Genomic DNA, 17,099 nt, shown 5'->3' with positions numbered 1-17,099 from the left:
ACTCGTCGTACCCCTCCCAGGAGGTGTCTAGCGTGGGAATGCAGCGATATCTCGCAAAACGGATACTCCACGCCTTCGTCGTCATTTACGTCGTAGCGACGGTTGTGTTCGTCGCCGTCCGCTCGATTCCTGGTGACCCAGCCCGTCTGATGCTTGGTGGTGACGCCGATCCACAGGCACTCGCAGCAGTCAGACAGGAACTCGGGCTCAATCAGCCCATATATGTCCAATATATACGGTGGCTTGGTGAACTCGTACAGGGCGACTTTGGTGATTCGATTCATACCCAACAGAGTGTTATCACGATGCTGATTGACGTCGCAGAGCCGACGCTGTCGATTGCTCTGCTCGGAATGGTGATTGCGATCTGTATAGCAGTACCCGCCGGTATCATCAGTGCCATCCATCGCTACTCCCCGGAAGACTATATTGCGACGCTCATTTCCTTTTTCGGCATTAGCATGCCGGGATTTTGGATCGGTATCCTACTGATTCTGGGTGTCGGCACCCGGTTTGAAGCCATTCCGTCATTTGGGTATGTCCCACTCTCAGATGGAATCGTTCCGTGGTTCAAACACATCCTCCTCCCAGCAATTGCAGTCGGACTGCCATATGGCGGCATTCTCATGCGCATGACCCGGTCTTCGATGTTAGAAGTGTTAAACGAGGATTATATGCGAACGGCCCGAGCGAAAGGACTCTCTCCACGACTCGTGCTGTTCAAGCACGGATTCCAAAACGCGCTCATGCCTGTTGTCACAATCGCTGGTATTCTGTTGGCTGTTGTCCTCGGCGGTGTCGTCGCTGTCGAGATCGTCTTCGGCATTCAGGGACTTGGCCGACTGCTAATTAGTTCGATCAACCGGCGTGACTTCCCTGTGGTGCAGGGTACCGTCATCATCATCTCGTTCGTGTTCGTGTTCATGAATCTCGTTGTCGACATGCTATACACTGTCATCAATCCCAAAATCAAGTACGGAGGTAGTGAATAATGATGTCGATACTCTCCATTGTCGGACATGACTCCGATGGGGCAACGGTGTTCGGCATTCGAACCGACCTCATCGAACGTCTCGTAGACACGATCAAGCGGGACTTCAAAGCAAAAATAGGGCTTACGATTGTCCTCACGTTCCTTGCTGCAGCGATTCTCGCGCCCGAACTCGCACCGTTCGATCCGATGGCACAGGAATTCGGGATGCTTCAAGCACCCACTCTCACTGGCGACCATCCGCTCGGGACTGATTCGTACGGCAGAGATCTCTTATCACGGATCATGTACGGCGCACGGATCAGCTTACTTGTTGGCATCGGTGCTGTCTCCGTTGGTGCAATTGTCGGTGTCACAATCGGCCTTGTTGCTGGCTACTACGGAAGTTGGATCGACGATGTATTGATGCGCATTATTGACGTTATGTGGGCTTTCCCGTGGTTGCTCATCGCAATCATGCTCGTCGCAATCTTTGGCCAGAGCCTCTGGAATGTCATCTTTGCAGTCGGGTTCGCATACATTGACGACTTCGCTCGAATCACACGTGGTGAGGTACTATCGATTCGCGAAGAAGAGTATGCACTCGCTGCAAAAAGCGTCGGATTAGGTGACCTCCAGATTATCGCCGAGGAGGTGCTCCCAAACACCGTTGCACCACTTATCGTCCAATTCACCGTTCTGGTTGCTCGTGCGATGCTTGCGGAGGCGACACTCTCCTTCCTCGGATTAGGTGTCAAGCCAACCACGCCGACTTGGGGAGCACTTCTCGGACAAGGTCGAAATTTCCTCACCCAGGCGTGGTGGATCTCCGTGATTCCCGGGCTGATGATCATGATCACAGTTCTTGGTATCAACCTCTTTGGCGACGCACTCAGGGACGCCTTTGACGTGAAAGATGAGGGGGGTGCCTGATATGAGCGGTGAACCATTACTTGAAGTTCGCAACCTTCGCACGAGTTTCGAAACCGAGCGGGGGACTGTTGACGCCGTTGACGGGATTTCGTTCGAAATCTATCCTGGTGAAGTGTTCGGCGTAGTTGGCGAGAGTGGGTCGGGCAAATCCGTCACAGCACTCTCATTACTTCAGCTACTTGACTCGAATAGCACCGTCGAAGCTGATGCTGTCCGATTCAAAGGTGAAAATCTCCTCGCTAAATCCGATGCAGAAATGCAAGACGTTCGTGGCGGCGAGATCAGTATGATCTTCCAGGATCCGTCGACGTCCCTCAATCCGGTGATGACGATTGGCGAACAAATTGCCGAGGTCTACCGACAACACGCCAGTTCAGCTGAATCCGGTGGTTTCTGGCCGGAGATGAAACGCAAGTACGTGACTGGTACCAGCAAACAGAGTGACTCGTGGCAGCGTGCCATCGAATTGCTTGATACCGTCGGCATTCCCGACCCGGAAGCGCGTGCAACTGAGTACCCCCATCAGCTTTCAGGCGGAATGCGTCAGCGCGTCGTTATCGCACAGGCACTCGCTGGCGACCCCGAACTCATCATCGCGGACGAACCGACCACTGCACTTGACGTGAGCATCGAAGCGCAAATCCTGAACGAACTCGTCGATCTCAAGAACGACTACGATGTCTCGGTTATGCTCATCACCCACGATATGGGTGTCGTCAGGGAAACCTGCGATCGTGTCGCGGTAATGTACGCAGGTGAACTAATGGAGCAGGCAACGGATGATGACCTCTTCGCAGAGCCTCACCACCCCTATACGCAGGGACTGTTGGGCTCTATCCCCCGAATTACGGACGACCGTGAATGGTTGGACGTTATCGAAGGGACCGTTCCGGATCTCATCGACAAGCCGGCGGGCTGTCCGTTCCGAGACCGATGTGATCGAGCGTTCGAAATGTGCGACCAGCTACTCGTTGGGTACGATGTAAATTCGGATCACAACTCCGAATCTAGCGGACACAAAGCATATTGTCATCTCCACAACGATCACGTTGAAACCAATGCGGATGGTCACGCAGTCCACATCACTGAGGGTGCACGTGCGGAAGTTGAATCCAAGCGAGTCGATGTAAAGAGCGATGAAATGGCGCGAGCAGATGGCGGTGATACCCAATGAGTTCAGAGACAGCTTCGATAGCCGAGGAAAAACGCGGACGACCGAAGAGAAAACCGTTGTTTCACGCAACAGGCGTGAAAAAACACTTTTCGACCGATACAGGGCTCATTGACCGCCTCGTTGGTGATGACGAATCGGTGAAAGCGGTTGATGGCGTCGATATCATGGTTGGACACGAAGAAACACTCGGCCTTGTTGGTGAGTCTGGCTGCGGTAAAACAACACTAGGGCGGGTCCTGTCCCGACTTTATGAGCCAACGGATGGCACGCTTACGTTCGAGGGGAAGGATATCACCACTCTCGAAGGCAAAGCACTGAAAAATCTCCGGAAAAATATACAGGTAATATTCCAGGATCCGCTGTCCTCACTCAATCCGCGAAAGACTGTCGGTGAAATCGTCGAAAAGCCCCTCAAAGTTCACGATATCGAAACAGAACGGGGAACACGTGCGCGTGTCGTTGAACTGTTCGAGGAAGTCGGGCTTCGAAAATCTCACTTGGATCGCTATCCACACGAATTCTCCGGGGGCCAGCGCCAACGAGTCGGTATTGCACGTGCCCTTGCTGTCGAACCCAAATTGATCATTGCAGACGAACCGGTTTCGGCATTGGACGTTTCGGTGCAAGCCCAAATCATAAATCTATTGAAACGTCTCCAAAATGAGTATGGGCTCTCCTACCTTTTCATTGCTCATGACCTCTCCGTTGTCAAGCACATCTCCGACCGTGTCGCTGTGATGTATCTGGGCAACATCGTCGAGACGGGACTAACAGCAGACATCTACGGCAATCCCCAGCATCCCTACACGCGAGCACTGTTGAACTCGATTCCGGATCTCGAGGGTGATGGGTCAATGCGCAAAAATCCGCTCTCGGGCACACCCCCAAGCCCCATAGATCCTCCCGAGGGCTGTCCGTTTCACACGCGCTGTCCAGAGTATATTGGCGGCGAATGCGATGGTTCGAAGCCTGAACTTCAGTCGGTAGCCCACGCAACTGGTACCATTGGGCAGACCACGGCACCTGAGGAAGAAATAGAGAGGGCCAATGAAAGACGAGCCCATCTCGCTTCCTGTCACTGGTTAGACCATCCTGCAGACGAACGGCGGGCACAGGACCCATATGATGGGGATTGGAAATGAGTAGTGTTGAGCATTCTTCGATATGGTTGATGAATATTTCGATGCTGAATATTGAAACGTTAATGGTGGGCTGCTGAATGGCTTCTAGTAGCAGTGACAACTACGCACAGCGTGCTCGCGAACAGCTCGGCTTTTCGCGCTGGTGGCTCATTGTTGCCGCAGCGATAGCGATGGCTGTCGTCAGTCCATATCAATACGTTTGGTCTTCGATCGAGGGCCCGTTAGCGAGGGATCTCGATATCCCTCTTACCCAACTTGGGCTCGTTTTCACGCTCTTTGTCATCTTCCAGTCTGGATCGCAGTTCCCGGTCGGGTGGTGGCGTGATCGACACGGACCGCGAGGAATAACACTGGTTGCAGCCACGCTGGCCGGTGGCAGCTATTTGGGGCTTGCCTATGCGACAGCAGTCTGGCAACTGTATGTCCTGTACTCACTCGGTGCGATTGGCGTGGGTATCGTTTATACGGTCTCAGTGAATACGGCATTGAAATGGTTTCCCGACCGACGCGGTCTCACCACGGGGGCCGGGACGATGGCATTTGCAGGTGGTGCCGCACTCTTTGTTCCCTACGTTCGCGCGAATGCCTCCCTTGGCGGCTATAGTGTGGTTCTCCGGAACATGGGATTTGTCATCGGAATCGCCATTGTAATCGCTGCGGTGATTTTGCGTGACCCACCAGCAAACTGGAGTGTCGATAATATGACAGATGAGGCGCAGTACTCTCGGCACGATCATACGTGGCGTGAAGTTCTCAGTACATGGCAATTCTGGGTAATGTACGGTATCTTCGTCACCGTGAGCGGGGCAGGATTAATGCTTACTGCGAAGATCGTTCTGTTTGCCCAACGAATGGAGTTGAATGCAGTGACGGCTACGATGTCGGCGACTCTGTTGCCGATCGCTGGGGGTGTCGGCCGTCTCTTGATGGGTGATCTCTCCGATCGAGTCGATCGACAAAAGGCGATGGCAGCATCGTTTATTCTCTGTGGTCTCGGTCTGTTTGCAGTTGTCTGGTTCGGGCAAACAAACTCGAGTTTCGGCTTTATCGTCTCGGTTGTCGTCGCTACGTTTTTCTGGAGTCCTCAGTATACGCTCTTCCCAACCATCGTTGCTGATTACTATGGTGAGACCCATTCGTCAGCGAATTATGCACTCCTCTACTCGGGAAAAATGTGGGGGGGCATTTTCGGTGGGGCAGTTACTGCATGGCTTGCGACTGCGACAAGCTGGGTTACTGTGTTCAACATCGGTGGTGTGTTCGCTATCTGTGGTGGTCTGGCAGCACTCGTTTTGCGCCCTCCGACGGATAATTCACACTCTGCAGGCGATGCCGTCCGCTCGCGCTCGCTAAGTAGCGACGAGTGATCGCCTGATACCGTTTCTGTTTACGGGAGTACGGGAGAAGACGTTCACGATGCACTGTCGAAAAATCACCTTCGTACTGGAACGACGGAAATTCACGGAGAGGTTCGTGGCGATGCTCTGTTAATCGGCGCCTCCATCTCTCATTGGATAAAGATCGAATGGCTGCATGTTCGGCGTTGTCGACGGTGAATCAGCGAAGAAGTCAGGCGTGGTGTTCGATCCCTTTTACCACAATATCTATGCCGAGTTCAGTCTACTCATGCGTCAGCACGAGTGACGGGATGAGTCATAACACATTACCAAGAAGGCCAGCCCTCCAAACGAGGACACCGTGATTGTAACAGTAATTTTGAACACGTTTGACCGGTTCTTTTCCGGACTCTCCTTCAGTGTCAGTGAACTCTGCGCCGGTGAACATCCCACGGCCGCGTACGTCAACGAGCTTGTCCGTTGTCTTGGTTACTTCACGGAGTTGATCACGCATATACTCACCCACACTCTGTGCATGGGTCAACAGATCAGTATCTTGAATATACTCGATTGTACGAGAACGGGACTAGCGTGGGGCACCGATCTATCGCTATACTCAGCAACTTTTCGAGGAGTAAGCAGCAATGTGGGTGTGGGAGAGCTACGATTCCAATGCCCACATCACTAATGACATTTCGAACGGCGACACAGTCCCTTTCGGGACAAGTTAGAATGTCCCCGAATAATTCTTAATCTATCGATCTGACAGCCGAACCTGTCTCTTTCACTTCGCCGATTGAGATTCATGCATCTGTCGTTCGAGGTGCAAAATACCGTCCCTGACGTCTCTGCTGTCGACTGTGATGTGTTTCTCTGATCGGATTGTGCTATTGAGGCGAATGAAACTCTGTACGCCTGATTCTGAAACAGTGTGATGAAAGTGGGCTCGAACGATGAGGGAAATCAGTATACCGGCTGAGGAACCTCGGCGTCAGCCGTCACCAAATTGCGTGGGCCAGGATTCGAGCGTCTGTGCCGCAGCACCGGTGGTGGATCCGACGTGGAGAATTTGGTATCCGGTATCGATTTTCTCGGCGACGTCATCCTCACCAAATCCGAGTCCACCGATAACGACATCCGATTCGCGAGCCGCTGAAACGACGGTTGAAACCGCCTCTTGTACGTCCGGATGATCGAACTTTCCTGGGTGACCGATGGCTACCGAGAGGTCAAGTGGACCAAGGAAGACGAATCCCAACTCCGGGACACGCAGTATTTCATCGATTTGGTCGACCGTTTGTGGCTCTTCGATCGTAATGCCGATGAAAGTCTCCCGGTCTTCGGTCGCAATGTAGTCATCAGCACGCCCCCACCGACTCGCACGTGGGTTGGCGAGACCGCGTTTCCCAGGCTCCCCGTCGTAGTTGAAGCGGGCTGCTTCGACGACCTGTCGCACCTGCTCAGCCGTCTCGATATGTGAGACGAAAAGGTTGCGCACGCCAGTATCGAGTGTCTTACGAACAGTCGCCGGATCTGGTGTGGGGATGCGAATGAGGAGTTCAGTCCCACCCGCGTCGGCGGCACGAAGCAGGTTTCCGATAGCGTCAGCGTCACGTGGAGATGGCCCAGCGTGTTCTAGATCGTGCCAGACGAAGTCGAAGCCAAGATCACCGTATATCTCGACCATTTCTGGGCTATAGAGATCATCGAGTACGCCAAGTCCAACGCCACCATCTTCGACGACTTTTCGCAAACCGTTGTGCTGGGTGGCGTGTATACCGTTGGTGTCAGTGTTTTGCTCAGCTGGCATGAGTAATCCATTCACAGCTAGCCATGAATTCCAATAAGGACATGGGCCGGTTCGTTCGCCGCAACTACGCAGCAGCGACGGTCACAGTATCTCGAGGCGTCAACTCCCCGAACAGGTCTTCACCGACGCATCATCAGATGATATCGATATTGAAACTATATCGAACAGTGAACTCGATGTGCTTTTCGTATCTGTGAGTCACTACTCCAAGTAGACATCTGTCTGGCCTACTGCTTTTTGAAGACTGCCCTCCACGATCAGCCCGAAATTACTTCGATCACGTCGCTCAACTCCGTGTCTCTCTGTAAGATATCAATTGTCTTCCCGATTGCTTGGCATCGTCGCCACGACCACCTTTGTTATGGTATTTTCGTGGAAGAAATACCGCTTCGAACTCTTGATGATGAACGACAACAACCTCTACACTTCCGATCGATATTGCCAATTACATCAACATTGTACCGACCAAAGGGAACCCATCCACAGTGATGCGATGATATCGAGTCACCCACCGATGTTCCTCATCTTTTACCGTAATAATCACTTCGTAGAAGGCGTTTAATAACAGTTTGTTGTAATCCATGGGAATGCGAATTACCAATTGACCGGGCGTCAAAATTCACAGATGTTATAAAAACAATTATTGTGGTTGATGGTGTACTAACTAATCGGCCGAAAACCATGCCTGTCCCACACTACCCATCCGACGAACCTAAGGAGATGCCTGCCCCCGATATCGATGGCATAATCCAAAACATCCTTCATCCGAAGGATCGATCATCGCTACAATCGGAACGACCGTGACGGCGTCCGAGCTACCGACTCATTATTCTCAAGAGTAAGTTCGAGTGGTTTCATAAGTACCTCTTCGGAATTTTATAACTAATTTTCTTTCTTCCACTTTTGCGTCACTTCAGGCACCACATAACAATACCAGATCCGTCCGTTGAATACATTGCAAGCGTTGCGGGGGAATTGCCTGTCGCTATGCATCCCGGAACGCTTGAACTGATGCCGTGGCCAGCGTCATACACACGAAAATGGTCGTGCCTCTTCCCGGCACGGCCATGAGCTTTCCGGGGTTTCCGGGGACGAGAACGGGTTGCTTGTTGGTAGAAGCACCATCGACGCTCCGACTCGTGTCGTCGATGGCGGCCACGAAGTGGCCCCGGTGGTTCGATTCCACCCCCGTTCGTTTTCTCAGTTTTCGCTCATAATGGCTCACACGGGATAGGTGTCATCGAATATCAATGGGCGCGACAAGTTCGAGATGGGCGAGTAAGTGGTCAGCAGTCTCCAAAATTTCTACTGACTCGGAGTCCATATCGTAGTGGATAATCCCAGCATCAACCAACTTTGGAAGATGTTGATGATGAAGCCCCGTGAGGATACGCTCATATTCTTCATATGTGGGGGTGTCCTCCCAAATGGCAATCTGTTCTGCGAGATCACCGAGTGAAATTGCCCCGACCTTTTGCGAGAGATAGTGGAGTGTATACCGTCGGTGGTCATTTGCAAGAAGGTCAAACATCGTCGTGGGTGGAAGATTTGTTGAATCAGTACTATCTACCTGTATGTTTGGCGTTTCGGTCTTCATATTGTCTCTAATCCGTACTCGGCTTACACCACAGCAAGCGACGTTTCAGCGCACTCCCAACTTCAGCGGAGTAAATGTTGGTTTGTAGTACTCAAGTATAAATTTTCTCAGTTTACTATCTCCTAACATGAAATTATAGCCAACAGATAACGCATGGAATAGAAGAAAATGTTAGTAATCTATACGGTTCGAGGCAGAGTACCACGAGTCAGGTGACCCGTGAAACTTCACTCTCCGATAAAATCTGGATCGTACGAGGTCTCATCAGTACGAACTTTGGTGACTTCGACCGTCCAGTTCGGCGCATCAGTGAGTGGGAGAATGATTTCCCAGGTACCTTCGATTGCTGCTCCGTCTGCGAATGACTCTAAGATGAGCGCTTTAAGCTTACTCTCAAAGGCTGCTGTTGCTGCACTTGCTTCTTCAAGGTTATCAGTAGTATCCATTGGTATCATGGGGACGCAGTGTCAGCGACCTCGCGACCTCCAGTGCAATAAGACGAACTATGAGAATATACGTTCATCGGCCTTAATATTATTTGGAGAATTTTTCCTCAATCACCCCGCTACGGGGGTTTCATTGACGGCGATGTGTCGGCCCGGCCTATCGTTCGACCCGCGCCTGACGACGCGGGTATGCACTAAAAACTCCTATCAATTTAGGATAGATCTCGCTCACTCGTGGTCTGTTTCACGAGGATCCTGGAGAAACTGGTCAGTATCATTTGCACAATTTCTTAAGATATAAATTTTAATCAGAATTAATATTATATCGTTCGGTGATTGAATAGGAATCGTATGAGCGATCAGTCAACACACGACAAGTTCGAACGGGTACTATCGAGACGGGATATTTTCGTTCTCGCAGTCGGGGCGATGGTGGGCTGGGGTTGGATTATCCAATCTGGCTATTGGATCAACGAGGGTGGAGTCGATGGGTCGATACTCGCATTCGTTCTCGGTGGGCTGATGGTATCTGTTGTTGGCTTAATCTACGGCGAACTCGCCTCAGCGATGCCGTACGTGGGTGGTGAACACATCTATAGTCTTCGGGCACTCGGATCGTTCGGCTCGTTTGTCTGTACTTGGGCGCTCGTTCTGGGGTATGTTGGCGTCGTCGTCTTTGAGGTGGTCGCATTTCCGTCAGCACTCGCATATATTGTTCCTGGCTTCAACGCGATCCAACTCTGGACGGTCGCCGGCGAACCGGTCTACGCCACGTGGGTACTCGTCGGCGGTGTTGGCGCGATTGTGATGACGTTTCTGAACTACCGCGGCGTTCGCCCGGCAGCGCAGTTCCAGACACTCCTCACGGTAGTAATCGGACTAGCTGGTATCACACTGATAATCGGAGCAGTCACAAACGGCACGTCACCGTCTTCGCCGCCACTCGGTGGTGTTGGAGTAGCCGGTGTGTTCACCGTCGCTATCATGACTCCATTCATGTTTGTTGGGTTCGACGTGATTCCACAGGCCGCTGGTGAGGCAGACGTCTCACCGCGTACACTCGGGATACTGATCCCGATAGCAGTTGGCGTTGCAGCATTGTTTTATATCGCAGTCATCTGGGCGTCCGGTCAGTCGATGGCCGCCTCACAGCTCGTTGAGAGTTCACTTCCTGCTGCCGCTGCGATGGAAAGTTTGTTTGATAGCTTGTTAATCGGTCGCATTATGGCCTTAGCGGGCATTGCAGGGATTCTTACAAGTTGGAACTCGTTTCTACTCGGTGCCAGCAGAGCTGTCTATGCGCTTGCGGAGTCGGGAATGCTACCCGAATCACTGAGCGAAATTCACCCTGAGCACAACACTCCCAAGAATGCCCTTCTCCTCATCGGAGGGTTGTCGGTGTTCTCGCCATTGTTCGGAGAACAGATGCTGATCTGGATTGTCAATGCCAGCGGGCTCGGACTTGTTCTTGCTTGGTTTCTCGTCGTCATTTCGTTCTTCGTTTTGCGTCGGCGCGAACCCAATATGAACCGGCCGCTCAAGCTACCGTACGGCCGTGCCTTTGGTGCACTCGCACTCATATTGACGATGTTTTTTGTCGGGCTCTACTTACCAGGGGCACCGTCGGCACTCACGTGGCCTTTCGAGTGGGGAATCATCGTCTTCTGGACGCTCTTTGGCGCATGTATGTACGTGTTCTCGGGAGATTCGGCTTCCCAGACAAAATCCAGTGCAAAGGAACCCAATAGATAGCTTCTTTTTGACTCACCCTGCCAAGAGGTGGCAATAAATTGAATATTTATAGATTGAACAGGCGCAATACCACGGTCTTTAGGCCGTGGATACGCGCCGTAAGCTTGTTTACACACCCGCCATCGATGGCTGGGCCGGATATTCTTAGCAAAAACACTCCACAAACTGCATGAGGTAGTAGAATGCACCTTTGCTATCAGTATCGAACACAGTATCTCCTTGCTGTCCCACTCGGCTTCCGATAGCTGTCAGGCCAAAATGGGAAATTCTTGGACGTGATGCTTTTCAAGCGCTGTCGGTCCCGGTGGTGTTCGTCCGCAACCCTAGTGGACGAACGGCGCTAGTGTGAAAGACGGCTATTCGTCGCGCGTTTTTACCCATTGGTCGAGCAGTTCTCGTATCGCCGCATCGCGATTTTCACGGTGGTCGGAGAATGCAATCTCATCGATCTGCTCGAGTTCCTCGGATGTGAATTCGAGTTCGACCGATTCCATATCGAGAAAACCTTGATTCATTGATAGATAGTTCGTGAGCTAAGCACAAATAGATTCGTCAGACGCCTGTCTAGCTTACGTGTGACTGTAGGTGACCATACACGTCGGAGGGTACGGCGTGGGGCTACGACCACCCTACTGTAACCGAAACGAGAATCGTTCCACGATACAAAGAAACCAAAACTTACACGACCACTCCAATCACCAGTGTCTCCATGCCACAAACCGTCAACGAACTTCGCAACGAAATCCGACAGGCTGTCGGGAGATATGAACGCGTTGAATCAACAGCCTTCACCAAAGAAGCCCTTGCTGCACTCTGTACAACCGTGAACTACGATATCGACACGAATAATCTGCCATCCAAACCACAAATGCGGGCCGGTGTCCTCTGGAAAATCGGCGAACTGGACGATGATAGTCCGGAACAGACGCCACAGCCCTTCCGGAAGGCAGAACTTGAAGCGATTGCAGCTGCACTGAAAGACGAGGAGTGACCATTAACTTACAGGGAGGAATTGCGCTGTAAGCGTGAACTCCCAAGGCATCCCTCCTATCTGGATGCTCCCGACAAAATCACCGTGGGTAGCAAACATTCATAATTGTTGTACGCGTACATGTACCTGAGAGAGATGGAATTCGTTCTTCTACAGATACACTCTCACAGTTGGAAATGACTGTCTCGTAGGAATCACACTGCCTTCCACTCACTGGCGATGAGAAGTGGGCGGTAATCATTCCCGATGAGAGGTAGGTACGGCGCGTGCTTTCTGTGTAAATTCTTGCCGACTTTCACGCTCCGTCCATCGATTTCTGCCGACTTTCACTCTCTACCTTCTCAATAGAGGTGATATCAATGACTAACAGACAATACGAAACAGAATCGGAATACGACCGTGGCTACGACGAAGGATACGATCAAGCCCGACGCCGTGCTCGGCGATCGAACCGTCGAGGGATTATTGGCACGATCGTCGGGATCGTCCTTGTCTTAGCCGTGGTGATCGGTCTCCTCTTTGCAGTGTTCCTCGGTGGGATCTGGCTCGGGTCGCTTGTTACTGATCAGCCCACCGACGAACCAGTATCGCCAGTCGTTCCGGCTGGTGCGGGGGTCAACGGCGATGTGACAGTCGTCGAGGGCGATACGACGGTGACGATCGCTGGGACCGGAGCAGCGACTCTCCCAACCCCCATCGGTGATGTTACCGTGATCGTCAAACCAACGACGATAATCCTCCCGACGGACGGTGATCTCTCGAAGCTTTCAGCGCACGTCGGTGGAGTCACAATTACTCACTAATTGGGTAAAAGTTCGAGCGCGTCCTCGATCTAGTACAATCGAGTGTAGGTATCGACGTCCCAGTCAGTTACTGTGCTCATCGCGTCTTGCCATGTTGCTCGTTTCACCGCAAGGTACGTTTGATGGAGTTCGCTCCCCATTGCCTGCTTGAGAACGTCATCGTTTTCGAGGTCGTCGAGCGCCTCACCAAGCGACCGTGGGAGGCGTTCGATATCACGGCGACACGGCGATTCCGCTCCGATCGTGAGAGCTCCCCAGGGTTTACGTCGACTGGCTGGCCTGGGTCGAGCTCACGCTCGATGCCGTTACGACCGGCAGCTAGCACCCCGAGGAGCGCGAGATATGGATTCGCCGTGTTGTCGGCAGCTTTGACTTCGATCCGTGTCGTCTCGGCTGATTCCGTCCATTGTGATGACGGTATTCGAACCATTGCCTCGCGATTGTCGTAACCCCACGCCGTGTACGCCGATGCCCACGCATCCGGCTGGAGTCGCTTGTACGAAACGACAGACGGTGCTGTCAGTGCCACAAGCGCTTTCGCATGGTCGAGGACACCGCCGATGAACTGTCGGCACGTCTCAGAGATGCTATAGTTGGATGTGCTTTCCGGATCGTAGAACCTGTTTTTCTCTCCATTCCAGAGTGAAAGGTGGAGATGACAGCCACTGCCCGCGTGCTCCGGAAATGGCTTCGGAGAGAATGTCGCTCGAAGATCGTGATTTTTGGCGACTGCTTTCACTGTCTGTTTGTAGAATGTCTGGTTGTCACCTGGCGTGAGGCCATCACTGTGCTTGATCGCGATCTCCTGTTGTCCAGGACTGTATTCGGGATAATAGACCGACATCTCAATGTCTTGAGCAGCGAGACTTTCGACTATTTCGAGGATGATATCATGCGCATTCTGTATGCCATCGGCCGTATAACAACCGCTCTGATCGAATGGCTCGAATCCATCTTCTGTCCCCCGGACAAGATACCACTCAGGCTCGAAGGCAGCACGCATCTGATATTCGAACGTGTCGAGAAACGTGTGAAGTCGCGATCGTGGATCGATTGCCCACGGCGTTTTGTCGAGTTGATAGAGGTCACACATCATCGCAGCCCCACGGTCTGCATATGGAAGTAGCCGAAACGTTTCAGGGTCGGGGATGAGTCTGACCTCTCCGACACGACTGAGCGGTGCTTTCTCCGTTGGATAGTCGGTGTCGGTAAATGCCTGCTGTGCCTGTGCGATGTTCGCACCGTTCGCGAACACACTCTCGATATTGTCTGCGTTAACGACTCGTCCGCGTTCGACGCCCGCGTTGTCGACCCAGAAGAGTCGGACTAGTTCAACATCATTGCTCTCACATGTTTCGACGACTTCTGATTCGGTGGGCATTGTACCACCATAAGAGGACGCCAGCGAACGTTATCATTACGCCTTCCGCGAAAGTCAATTCTACCGACTCTTCGAATTGTTGCTGTACGAACGGTTATTGGAGTCGTCGTCGATGCTATCTGCATGTCAATCCGTGACGTGGTCGATTCGATTTCGCTAATCGATAACCACGCGCATCCAGTCGAACCCCTCGCCGAATCGGTCATCAGCGATTCGTTTGCGACGTATTTCACCGAGGGGGAACTCTCGACGGAGCATGCCCGAAATACGCTTAATTATCGCGCTGCGTTGGCGGTGCTTTCAGAACAGTTCGATGGAGAGACCGAAGCTGAACTGCTAAATCATCGAGCAGGGGTCGACCCTGAATCGTACTCCCGTGAGTTGATTGCACAGACCAACACCGAGATGATTCTCGTCGACGACGGCTATCCCGATATCACCCCGGACGAGTTCCGGGCGTACACTGACGCATCCATCCATCCCATTCTCCGACTCGAAACACTTATCGAGAACCTCCTCCCGCGGCATGAGTCGTTTGATGATTTCGTTGCTGCGTTTCGGATGGCTGTCGAGGACGCGCTTTCTGGCGACTATGTCGCCCTCAAGTCCGTCATTGCTTATCGCACAGGGTTGGATATCACACACCCCGACCGGAAATCAGCCGAACGAGCGTTTGAGCGACTTCGAACGAACTGGAACGGGCGTATCGCCGACCCAACAGTGCTCGATTACCTGATTCACGACGCAACGAACCTTGCAGGGGAGTATGACGCGCCGATCCAATTTCATACGGGATTCGGTGATTCCGATGCTCATCCTCGATTCGTGAACCCGACATATGCCTATGATTTCCTCCAATCACACGCCGATGTGCCGATCGTGTTGCTTCATGCCGGGTATCCGTACGTTCGCAATGCGGGGTATGTGACTTCGACGCTGGACAACGTCTACCTCGATCTCTCGCTTGCGATTCCGTTCATCCAACACGGTTGTCAACCGCTTTTAGAACACGTTCTCGAACTCACCCCAACGACGAAACTTCTGTATGCAAGCGACGCATCCAGCGTTCCGGAACGGTATGTGCTCGCAGCACACCGTATTCGAATCGATCTTGCCGCCGTCCTCGAACGTCTGGTGACCGATGGGTTTCTCACGGAGTCGTATGCGATTACGACCGCTGAGAATATTCTACGCGAGAACGCACTTCGACTGTACGATCTCTAAGTGACTCCCGGCCTAAAGGGCGGGGCTTCCTGTTTCGATGACGCGCTGTGCAGACACAACGGTGTCCGTAGAGAGCGCAGTCTCCGCAGGCGTTGATTCGGGACAGCCCGTCCCTATCTGGTCGAAACCACGAGCAAGGATGTTCCATGCCGCGTTCGCGTCTCGATCCGCTTCGAACCCACACGCCGGACATGAGTGTTCACGCACCCACAGCGGTTTATCTGTCTTCACACCGCAGGACGCACACTCTTTTGTCGTGTTTTTCGGATCAACAGCAACGAAATACGCCCCCCCTCGCGTTCACACTTGTATTCGAGCATCCGCAGAAACGTCCCCCACGCGGCAGATGCTCGGTTGCGTGAATTCGACTCGAACTGCATCATTCCAGCGACGTTCAAGTCTTCTACTGCCACGAGATCGTACTCGTAGGCGTAGTAGTTCGACAGCTTATGCAAGAAGTCCCGGCGTTTCTGTTTCAACTCCGCGTGCCGACGCGTGACAATACGCTGTTGTTTGCGGTAGTTTTCCGACCCGTGTTGTTTGCGCGAAAGGGCACGTTGGGCGCGTTTCAACCGCTTGCGTTCGGCGGAAAGGTCAAGCGATTCAACCGCTATTCCGTCCGTGTCGTGGGCGTATTTGAGAATCCCAACGTCAATACCCACTACGTCGGTGAGTGTATCGGGCTTCTCGGGCGAGTCGTCGGGCGTTTCGATACCGAAGACAGCGAACCATTCGCCAGTCGGTTCTTTCTTCACCGTGACTTGCTTGAGTTTCGCGCCATCCGGGATATCGCGGTGCATTCGAACGGGTATCTCTCCGACTTTCGAAAATCGGAGAACAGGCTGACCACTCGTGTTCTTGAGTTCGAAGCCAGACTGTCGATACGTGAACGACCGGTAGTCGGTTGGTGCCTTCCACTTGAGCAGACCGACCTTTCGACCCGCGTCTTTCGCGTCCTTCAGTCGTGAGAGGTTGGTGTACAATCGCTCAACGACGTTCTGAAGGGTGCGAGAATACAGGTTGGTGAGGTCGTCCCACCACTGCTTCATCGACGGGAGTTGATTGATTTCGCCGTACTTCGTCGTCCCGTCTACTTGGTTGAGTCGGTGGAGAAAGTGGTTGTACACTTGCCGATACAGGTCACGGTGGCGGTCTAACGTCTCTCGGTGAGCATCGGACGGGTCGAGTCTGTATCGGTAGTTGTATCGCATAGGCTACTCGTCGGAATCGGAAGCTGGTTCAGAAACACGAACGATTTTCACGTCCGCGCCGAGCCACCGTCGCGGGACGTAGACGTGCGCACCGTTTCCGGTTGGGCGCACATCGCCGTCCACGACTTCGTGGCCGTTGATTTCGAATCGTCCCATAGACATTGTCTAGACATTGTGGGGACTAAAGTGTCTCGATTCCATGGCCCTGTGAGACGGCAGTCTCACGTGTAAGCACAACGATGCCGGCGTTGACGAGACGCTTCGCGTCTCGTTCGCACACAAGAGCGAAGCTCTTGTGAACGCTGTATCCCCGCCGTAAACGACGGGG

General features: G+C 52.8%; 17 protein-coding genes and 2 pseudogenes. 9 read left to right on the top strand and 10 right to left on the bottom strand.

Features of this window, described 5'->3' with window-relative positions; all coding sequences use genetic code 11:
* Nucleotides 1–38: 38 nt before the first annotated feature.
* The 5 genes from ACN2TU_RS14135 to ACN2TU_RS14115 all read left to right on the top strand — a co-directional run bounded on the left by ACN2TU_RS14135 (nucleotide 39) and on the right by ACN2TU_RS14115 (nucleotide 5,586).
* Nucleotides 39–992 carry an ABC transporter permease gene (locus ACN2TU_RS14135; protein WP_435157034.1) on the top strand — a complete coding sequence of 318 codons (954 nt, stop codon included), beginning with the start codon at nucleotides 39–41 and terminating at the stop codon, nucleotides 990–992.
* Nucleotides 992–1,903 carry an ABC transporter permease gene (locus ACN2TU_RS14130; protein ID WP_435156221.1) on the top strand — a complete coding sequence of 304 codons (912 nt, stop codon included), beginning with the start codon at nucleotides 992–994 and terminating at the stop codon, nucleotides 1,901–1,903. Before ACN2TU_RS14135 ends, ACN2TU_RS14130 begins: the two co-directional genes overlap by 1 nt.
* Before the next feature lies 1 nt (nucleotide 1,904).
* Nucleotides 1,905–3,077 carry an ABC transporter ATP-binding protein gene (locus tag ACN2TU_RS14125; protein WP_435156220.1) on the top strand — a complete coding sequence of 391 codons (1,173 nt, stop codon included), beginning with the start codon at nucleotides 1,905–1,907 and terminating at the stop codon, nucleotides 3,075–3,077.
* Entirely contained in the window at nucleotides 3,074–4,219 is a 1,146-nt protein-coding gene (locus tag ACN2TU_RS14120; RefSeq protein ID WP_435156218.1) for an ABC transporter ATP-binding protein, read from the top strand. Before ACN2TU_RS14125 ends, ACN2TU_RS14120 begins: the two co-directional genes overlap by 4 nt.
* A gap of 77 nt (nucleotides 4,220–4,296) precedes the next feature.
* Nucleotides 4,297–5,586 carry an OFA family MFS transporter gene (locus ACN2TU_RS14115; protein ID WP_435156217.1) on the top strand — a complete coding sequence of 430 codons (1,290 nt, stop codon included), beginning with the start codon at nucleotides 4,297–4,299 and terminating at the stop codon, nucleotides 5,584–5,586.
* 286 nt (nucleotides 5,587–5,872) lie between these two features.
* On the opposite strand, the gene ACN2TU_RS14110 is transcribed toward ACN2TU_RS14115, so the two are convergent.
* The 5 genes from ACN2TU_RS14110 to ACN2TU_RS14090 form a co-directional block, all read right to left on the bottom strand.
* On the bottom strand, nucleotides 5,873–6,127 hold the full coding sequence (locus ACN2TU_RS14110; protein WP_435157032.1) for an aminotransferase class III-fold pyridoxal phosphate-dependent enzyme: 255 nt from the start codon (nucleotides 6,125–6,127) through the stop codon (nucleotides 5,873–5,875).
* Nucleotides 6,128–6,547: 420 nt separating this feature from the next.
* Complete coding sequence (locus tag ACN2TU_RS14105; protein ID WP_435156215.1) at nucleotides 6,548–7,366, bottom strand: HpcH/HpaI aldolase family protein; 819 nt, start codon at nucleotides 7,364–7,366, stop codon at nucleotides 6,548–6,550.
* Nucleotides 7,367–8,351: 985 nt separating this feature from the next.
* The gene (locus tag ACN2TU_RS14100; protein WP_435156213.1) at nucleotides 8,352–8,552 is read right to left on the bottom strand and encodes a hypothetical protein; all 201 of its coding nucleotides are present in this window, start codon (nucleotides 8,550–8,552) and stop codon (nucleotides 8,352–8,354) included.
* Between the two features lie 51 nt (nucleotides 8,553–8,603).
* Entirely contained in the window at nucleotides 8,604–8,963 is a 360-nt protein-coding gene (locus ACN2TU_RS14095) for a DUF7344 domain-containing protein (protein ID WP_435156212.1), read from the bottom strand.
* 227 nt (nucleotides 8,964–9,190) lie between these two features.
* Nucleotides 9,191–9,409: a hypothetical protein gene (locus ACN2TU_RS14090; RefSeq protein WP_435156210.1), complete on the bottom strand. Its 219-nt coding sequence runs from the start codon at nucleotides 9,407–9,409 to the stop codon at nucleotides 9,191–9,193.
* 351 nt (nucleotides 9,410–9,760) lie between these two features.
* Here ACN2TU_RS14090 and ACN2TU_RS14085 point away from each other — a divergent pair, with 351 nt between their 5' ends.
* Entirely contained in the window at nucleotides 9,761–11,161 is a 1,401-nt protein-coding gene (locus ACN2TU_RS14085) for an APC family permease (RefSeq protein ID WP_435156209.1), read from the top strand.
* 356 nt (nucleotides 11,162–11,517) lie between these two features.
* Here the strand turns inward: ACN2TU_RS14085 and ACN2TU_RS14080 are convergent, their stop codons facing one another.
* Complete coding sequence (locus ACN2TU_RS14080; RefSeq protein ID WP_435156208.1) at nucleotides 11,518–11,676, bottom strand: ribbon-helix-helix protein, CopG family; 159 nt, start codon at nucleotides 11,674–11,676, stop codon at nucleotides 11,518–11,520.
* A 194-nt stretch (nucleotides 11,677–11,870) separates the two neighbouring features.
* Here ACN2TU_RS14080 and ACN2TU_RS14075 point away from each other — a divergent pair, with 194 nt between their 5' ends.
* Complete coding sequence (locus tag ACN2TU_RS14075) at nucleotides 11,871–12,152, top strand: hypothetical protein (RefSeq protein WP_435156206.1); 282 nt, start codon at nucleotides 11,871–11,873, stop codon at nucleotides 12,150–12,152.
* 359 nt (nucleotides 12,153–12,511) lie between these two features.
* Complete coding sequence (locus tag ACN2TU_RS14070; protein WP_435156204.1) at nucleotides 12,512–12,955, top strand: hypothetical protein; 444 nt, start codon at nucleotides 12,512–12,514, stop codon at nucleotides 12,953–12,955.
* A gap of 29 nt (nucleotides 12,956–12,984) precedes the next feature.
* Here the strand turns inward: ACN2TU_RS14070 and ACN2TU_RS14065 are convergent, their stop codons facing one another.
* Both ACN2TU_RS14065 and ACN2TU_RS14060 read right to left on the bottom strand, forming a co-directional pair.
* The gene (locus tag ACN2TU_RS14065; RefSeq protein ID WP_435157031.1) at nucleotides 12,985–13,167 is read right to left on the bottom strand and encodes a hypothetical protein; all 183 of its coding nucleotides are present in this window, start codon (nucleotides 13,165–13,167) and stop codon (nucleotides 12,985–12,987) included.
* A gap of 32 nt (nucleotides 13,168–13,199) precedes the next feature.
* Nucleotides 13,200–14,336, bottom strand: a pseudogene (locus ACN2TU_RS14060) (glutamine synthetase family protein); the annotation flags it as partial.
* 123 nt (nucleotides 14,337–14,459) lie between these two features.
* On the opposite strand from ACN2TU_RS14060, the gene ACN2TU_RS14055 reads away from it, so the two are divergent.
* Nucleotides 14,460–15,560 (top strand): amidohydrolase family protein, encoded by a 1,101-nt coding sequence (locus ACN2TU_RS14055; RefSeq protein ID WP_435156203.1) that lies wholly within the window; start codon nucleotides 14,460–14,462, stop codon nucleotides 15,558–15,560.
* 12 nt (nucleotides 15,561–15,572) lie between these two features.
* On the opposite strand, the pseudogene ACN2TU_RS14050 reads toward ACN2TU_RS14055, so the two are convergent.
* Both ACN2TU_RS14050 and ACN2TU_RS14045 read right to left on the bottom strand, forming a co-directional pair.
* Nucleotides 15,573–16,771, bottom strand: a pseudogene (locus ACN2TU_RS14050) (RNA-guided endonuclease InsQ/TnpB family protein).
* Between the two features lie 3 nt (nucleotides 16,772–16,774).
* Nucleotides 16,775–16,927, bottom strand: a complete 153-nt coding sequence (locus ACN2TU_RS14045) for a DUF2080 family transposase-associated protein (RefSeq protein ID WP_435156202.1) — start codon at nucleotides 16,925–16,927, stop codon at nucleotides 16,775–16,777.
* Between the last annotated feature and the right edge of the window lie 172 nt (nucleotides 16,928–17,099).

It is taken from the genome of Haladaptatus marinus (assembly GCF_051194195.1).
The sequence above is the reverse complement of the archived record's forward strand: the minus strand, read 5'-3'. Positions and strand labels throughout refer to the sequence as shown.

Coding starts and splice junctions, on each gene's coding strand:
- ACN2TU_RS14090 (WP_435156210.1), bottom strand. CDS start 9,409: ATGGATACTACTGATAACCTTGAAGAAGCAAGTGCAGCAACAGCAGCC.
- ACN2TU_RS14130 (WP_435156221.1), top strand. CDS start 992: ATGATGTCGATACTCTCCATTGTCGGACATGACTCCGATGGGGCAACG.
- ACN2TU_RS14085 (WP_435156209.1), top strand. CDS start 9,761: ATGAGCGATCAGTCAACACACGACAAGTTCGAACGGGTACTATCGAGA.
- ACN2TU_RS14095 (WP_435156212.1), bottom strand. CDS start 8,963: ATGAAGACCGAAACGCCAAACATACAGGTAGATAGTACTGATTCAACA.
- ACN2TU_RS14045 (WP_435156202.1), bottom strand. CDS start 16,927: ATGGGACGATTCGAAATCAACGGCCACGAAGTCGTGGACGGCGATGTG.
- ACN2TU_RS14075 (WP_435156206.1), top strand. CDS start 11,871: ATGCCACAAACCGTCAACGAACTTCGCAACGAAATCCGACAGGCTGTC.
- ACN2TU_RS14070 (WP_435156204.1), top strand. CDS start 12,512: ATGACTAACAGACAATACGAAACAGAATCGGAATACGACCGTGGCTAC.
- ACN2TU_RS14125 (WP_435156220.1), top strand. CDS start 1,905: ATGAGCGGTGAACCATTACTTGAAGTTCGCAACCTTCGCACGAGTTTC.
- ACN2TU_RS14115 (WP_435156217.1), top strand. CDS start 4,297: ATGGCTTCTAGTAGCAGTGACAACTACGCACAGCGTGCTCGCGAACAG.
- ACN2TU_RS14135 (WP_435157034.1), top strand. CDS start 39: ATGCAGCGATATCTCGCAAAACGGATACTCCACGCCTTCGTCGTCATT.
- ACN2TU_RS14120 (WP_435156218.1), top strand. CDS start 3,074: ATGAGTTCAGAGACAGCTTCGATAGCCGAGGAAAAACGCGGACGACCG.
- ACN2TU_RS14055 (WP_435156203.1), top strand. CDS start 14,460: ATGTCAATCCGTGACGTGGTCGATTCGATTTCGCTAATCGATAACCAC.
- ACN2TU_RS14105 (WP_435156215.1), bottom strand. CDS start 7,366: ATGCCAGCTGAGCAAAACACTGACACCAACGGTATACACGCCACCCAG.
- ACN2TU_RS14080 (WP_435156208.1), bottom strand. CDS start 11,676: ATGAATCAAGGTTTTCTCGATATGGAATCGGTCGAACTCGAATTCACA.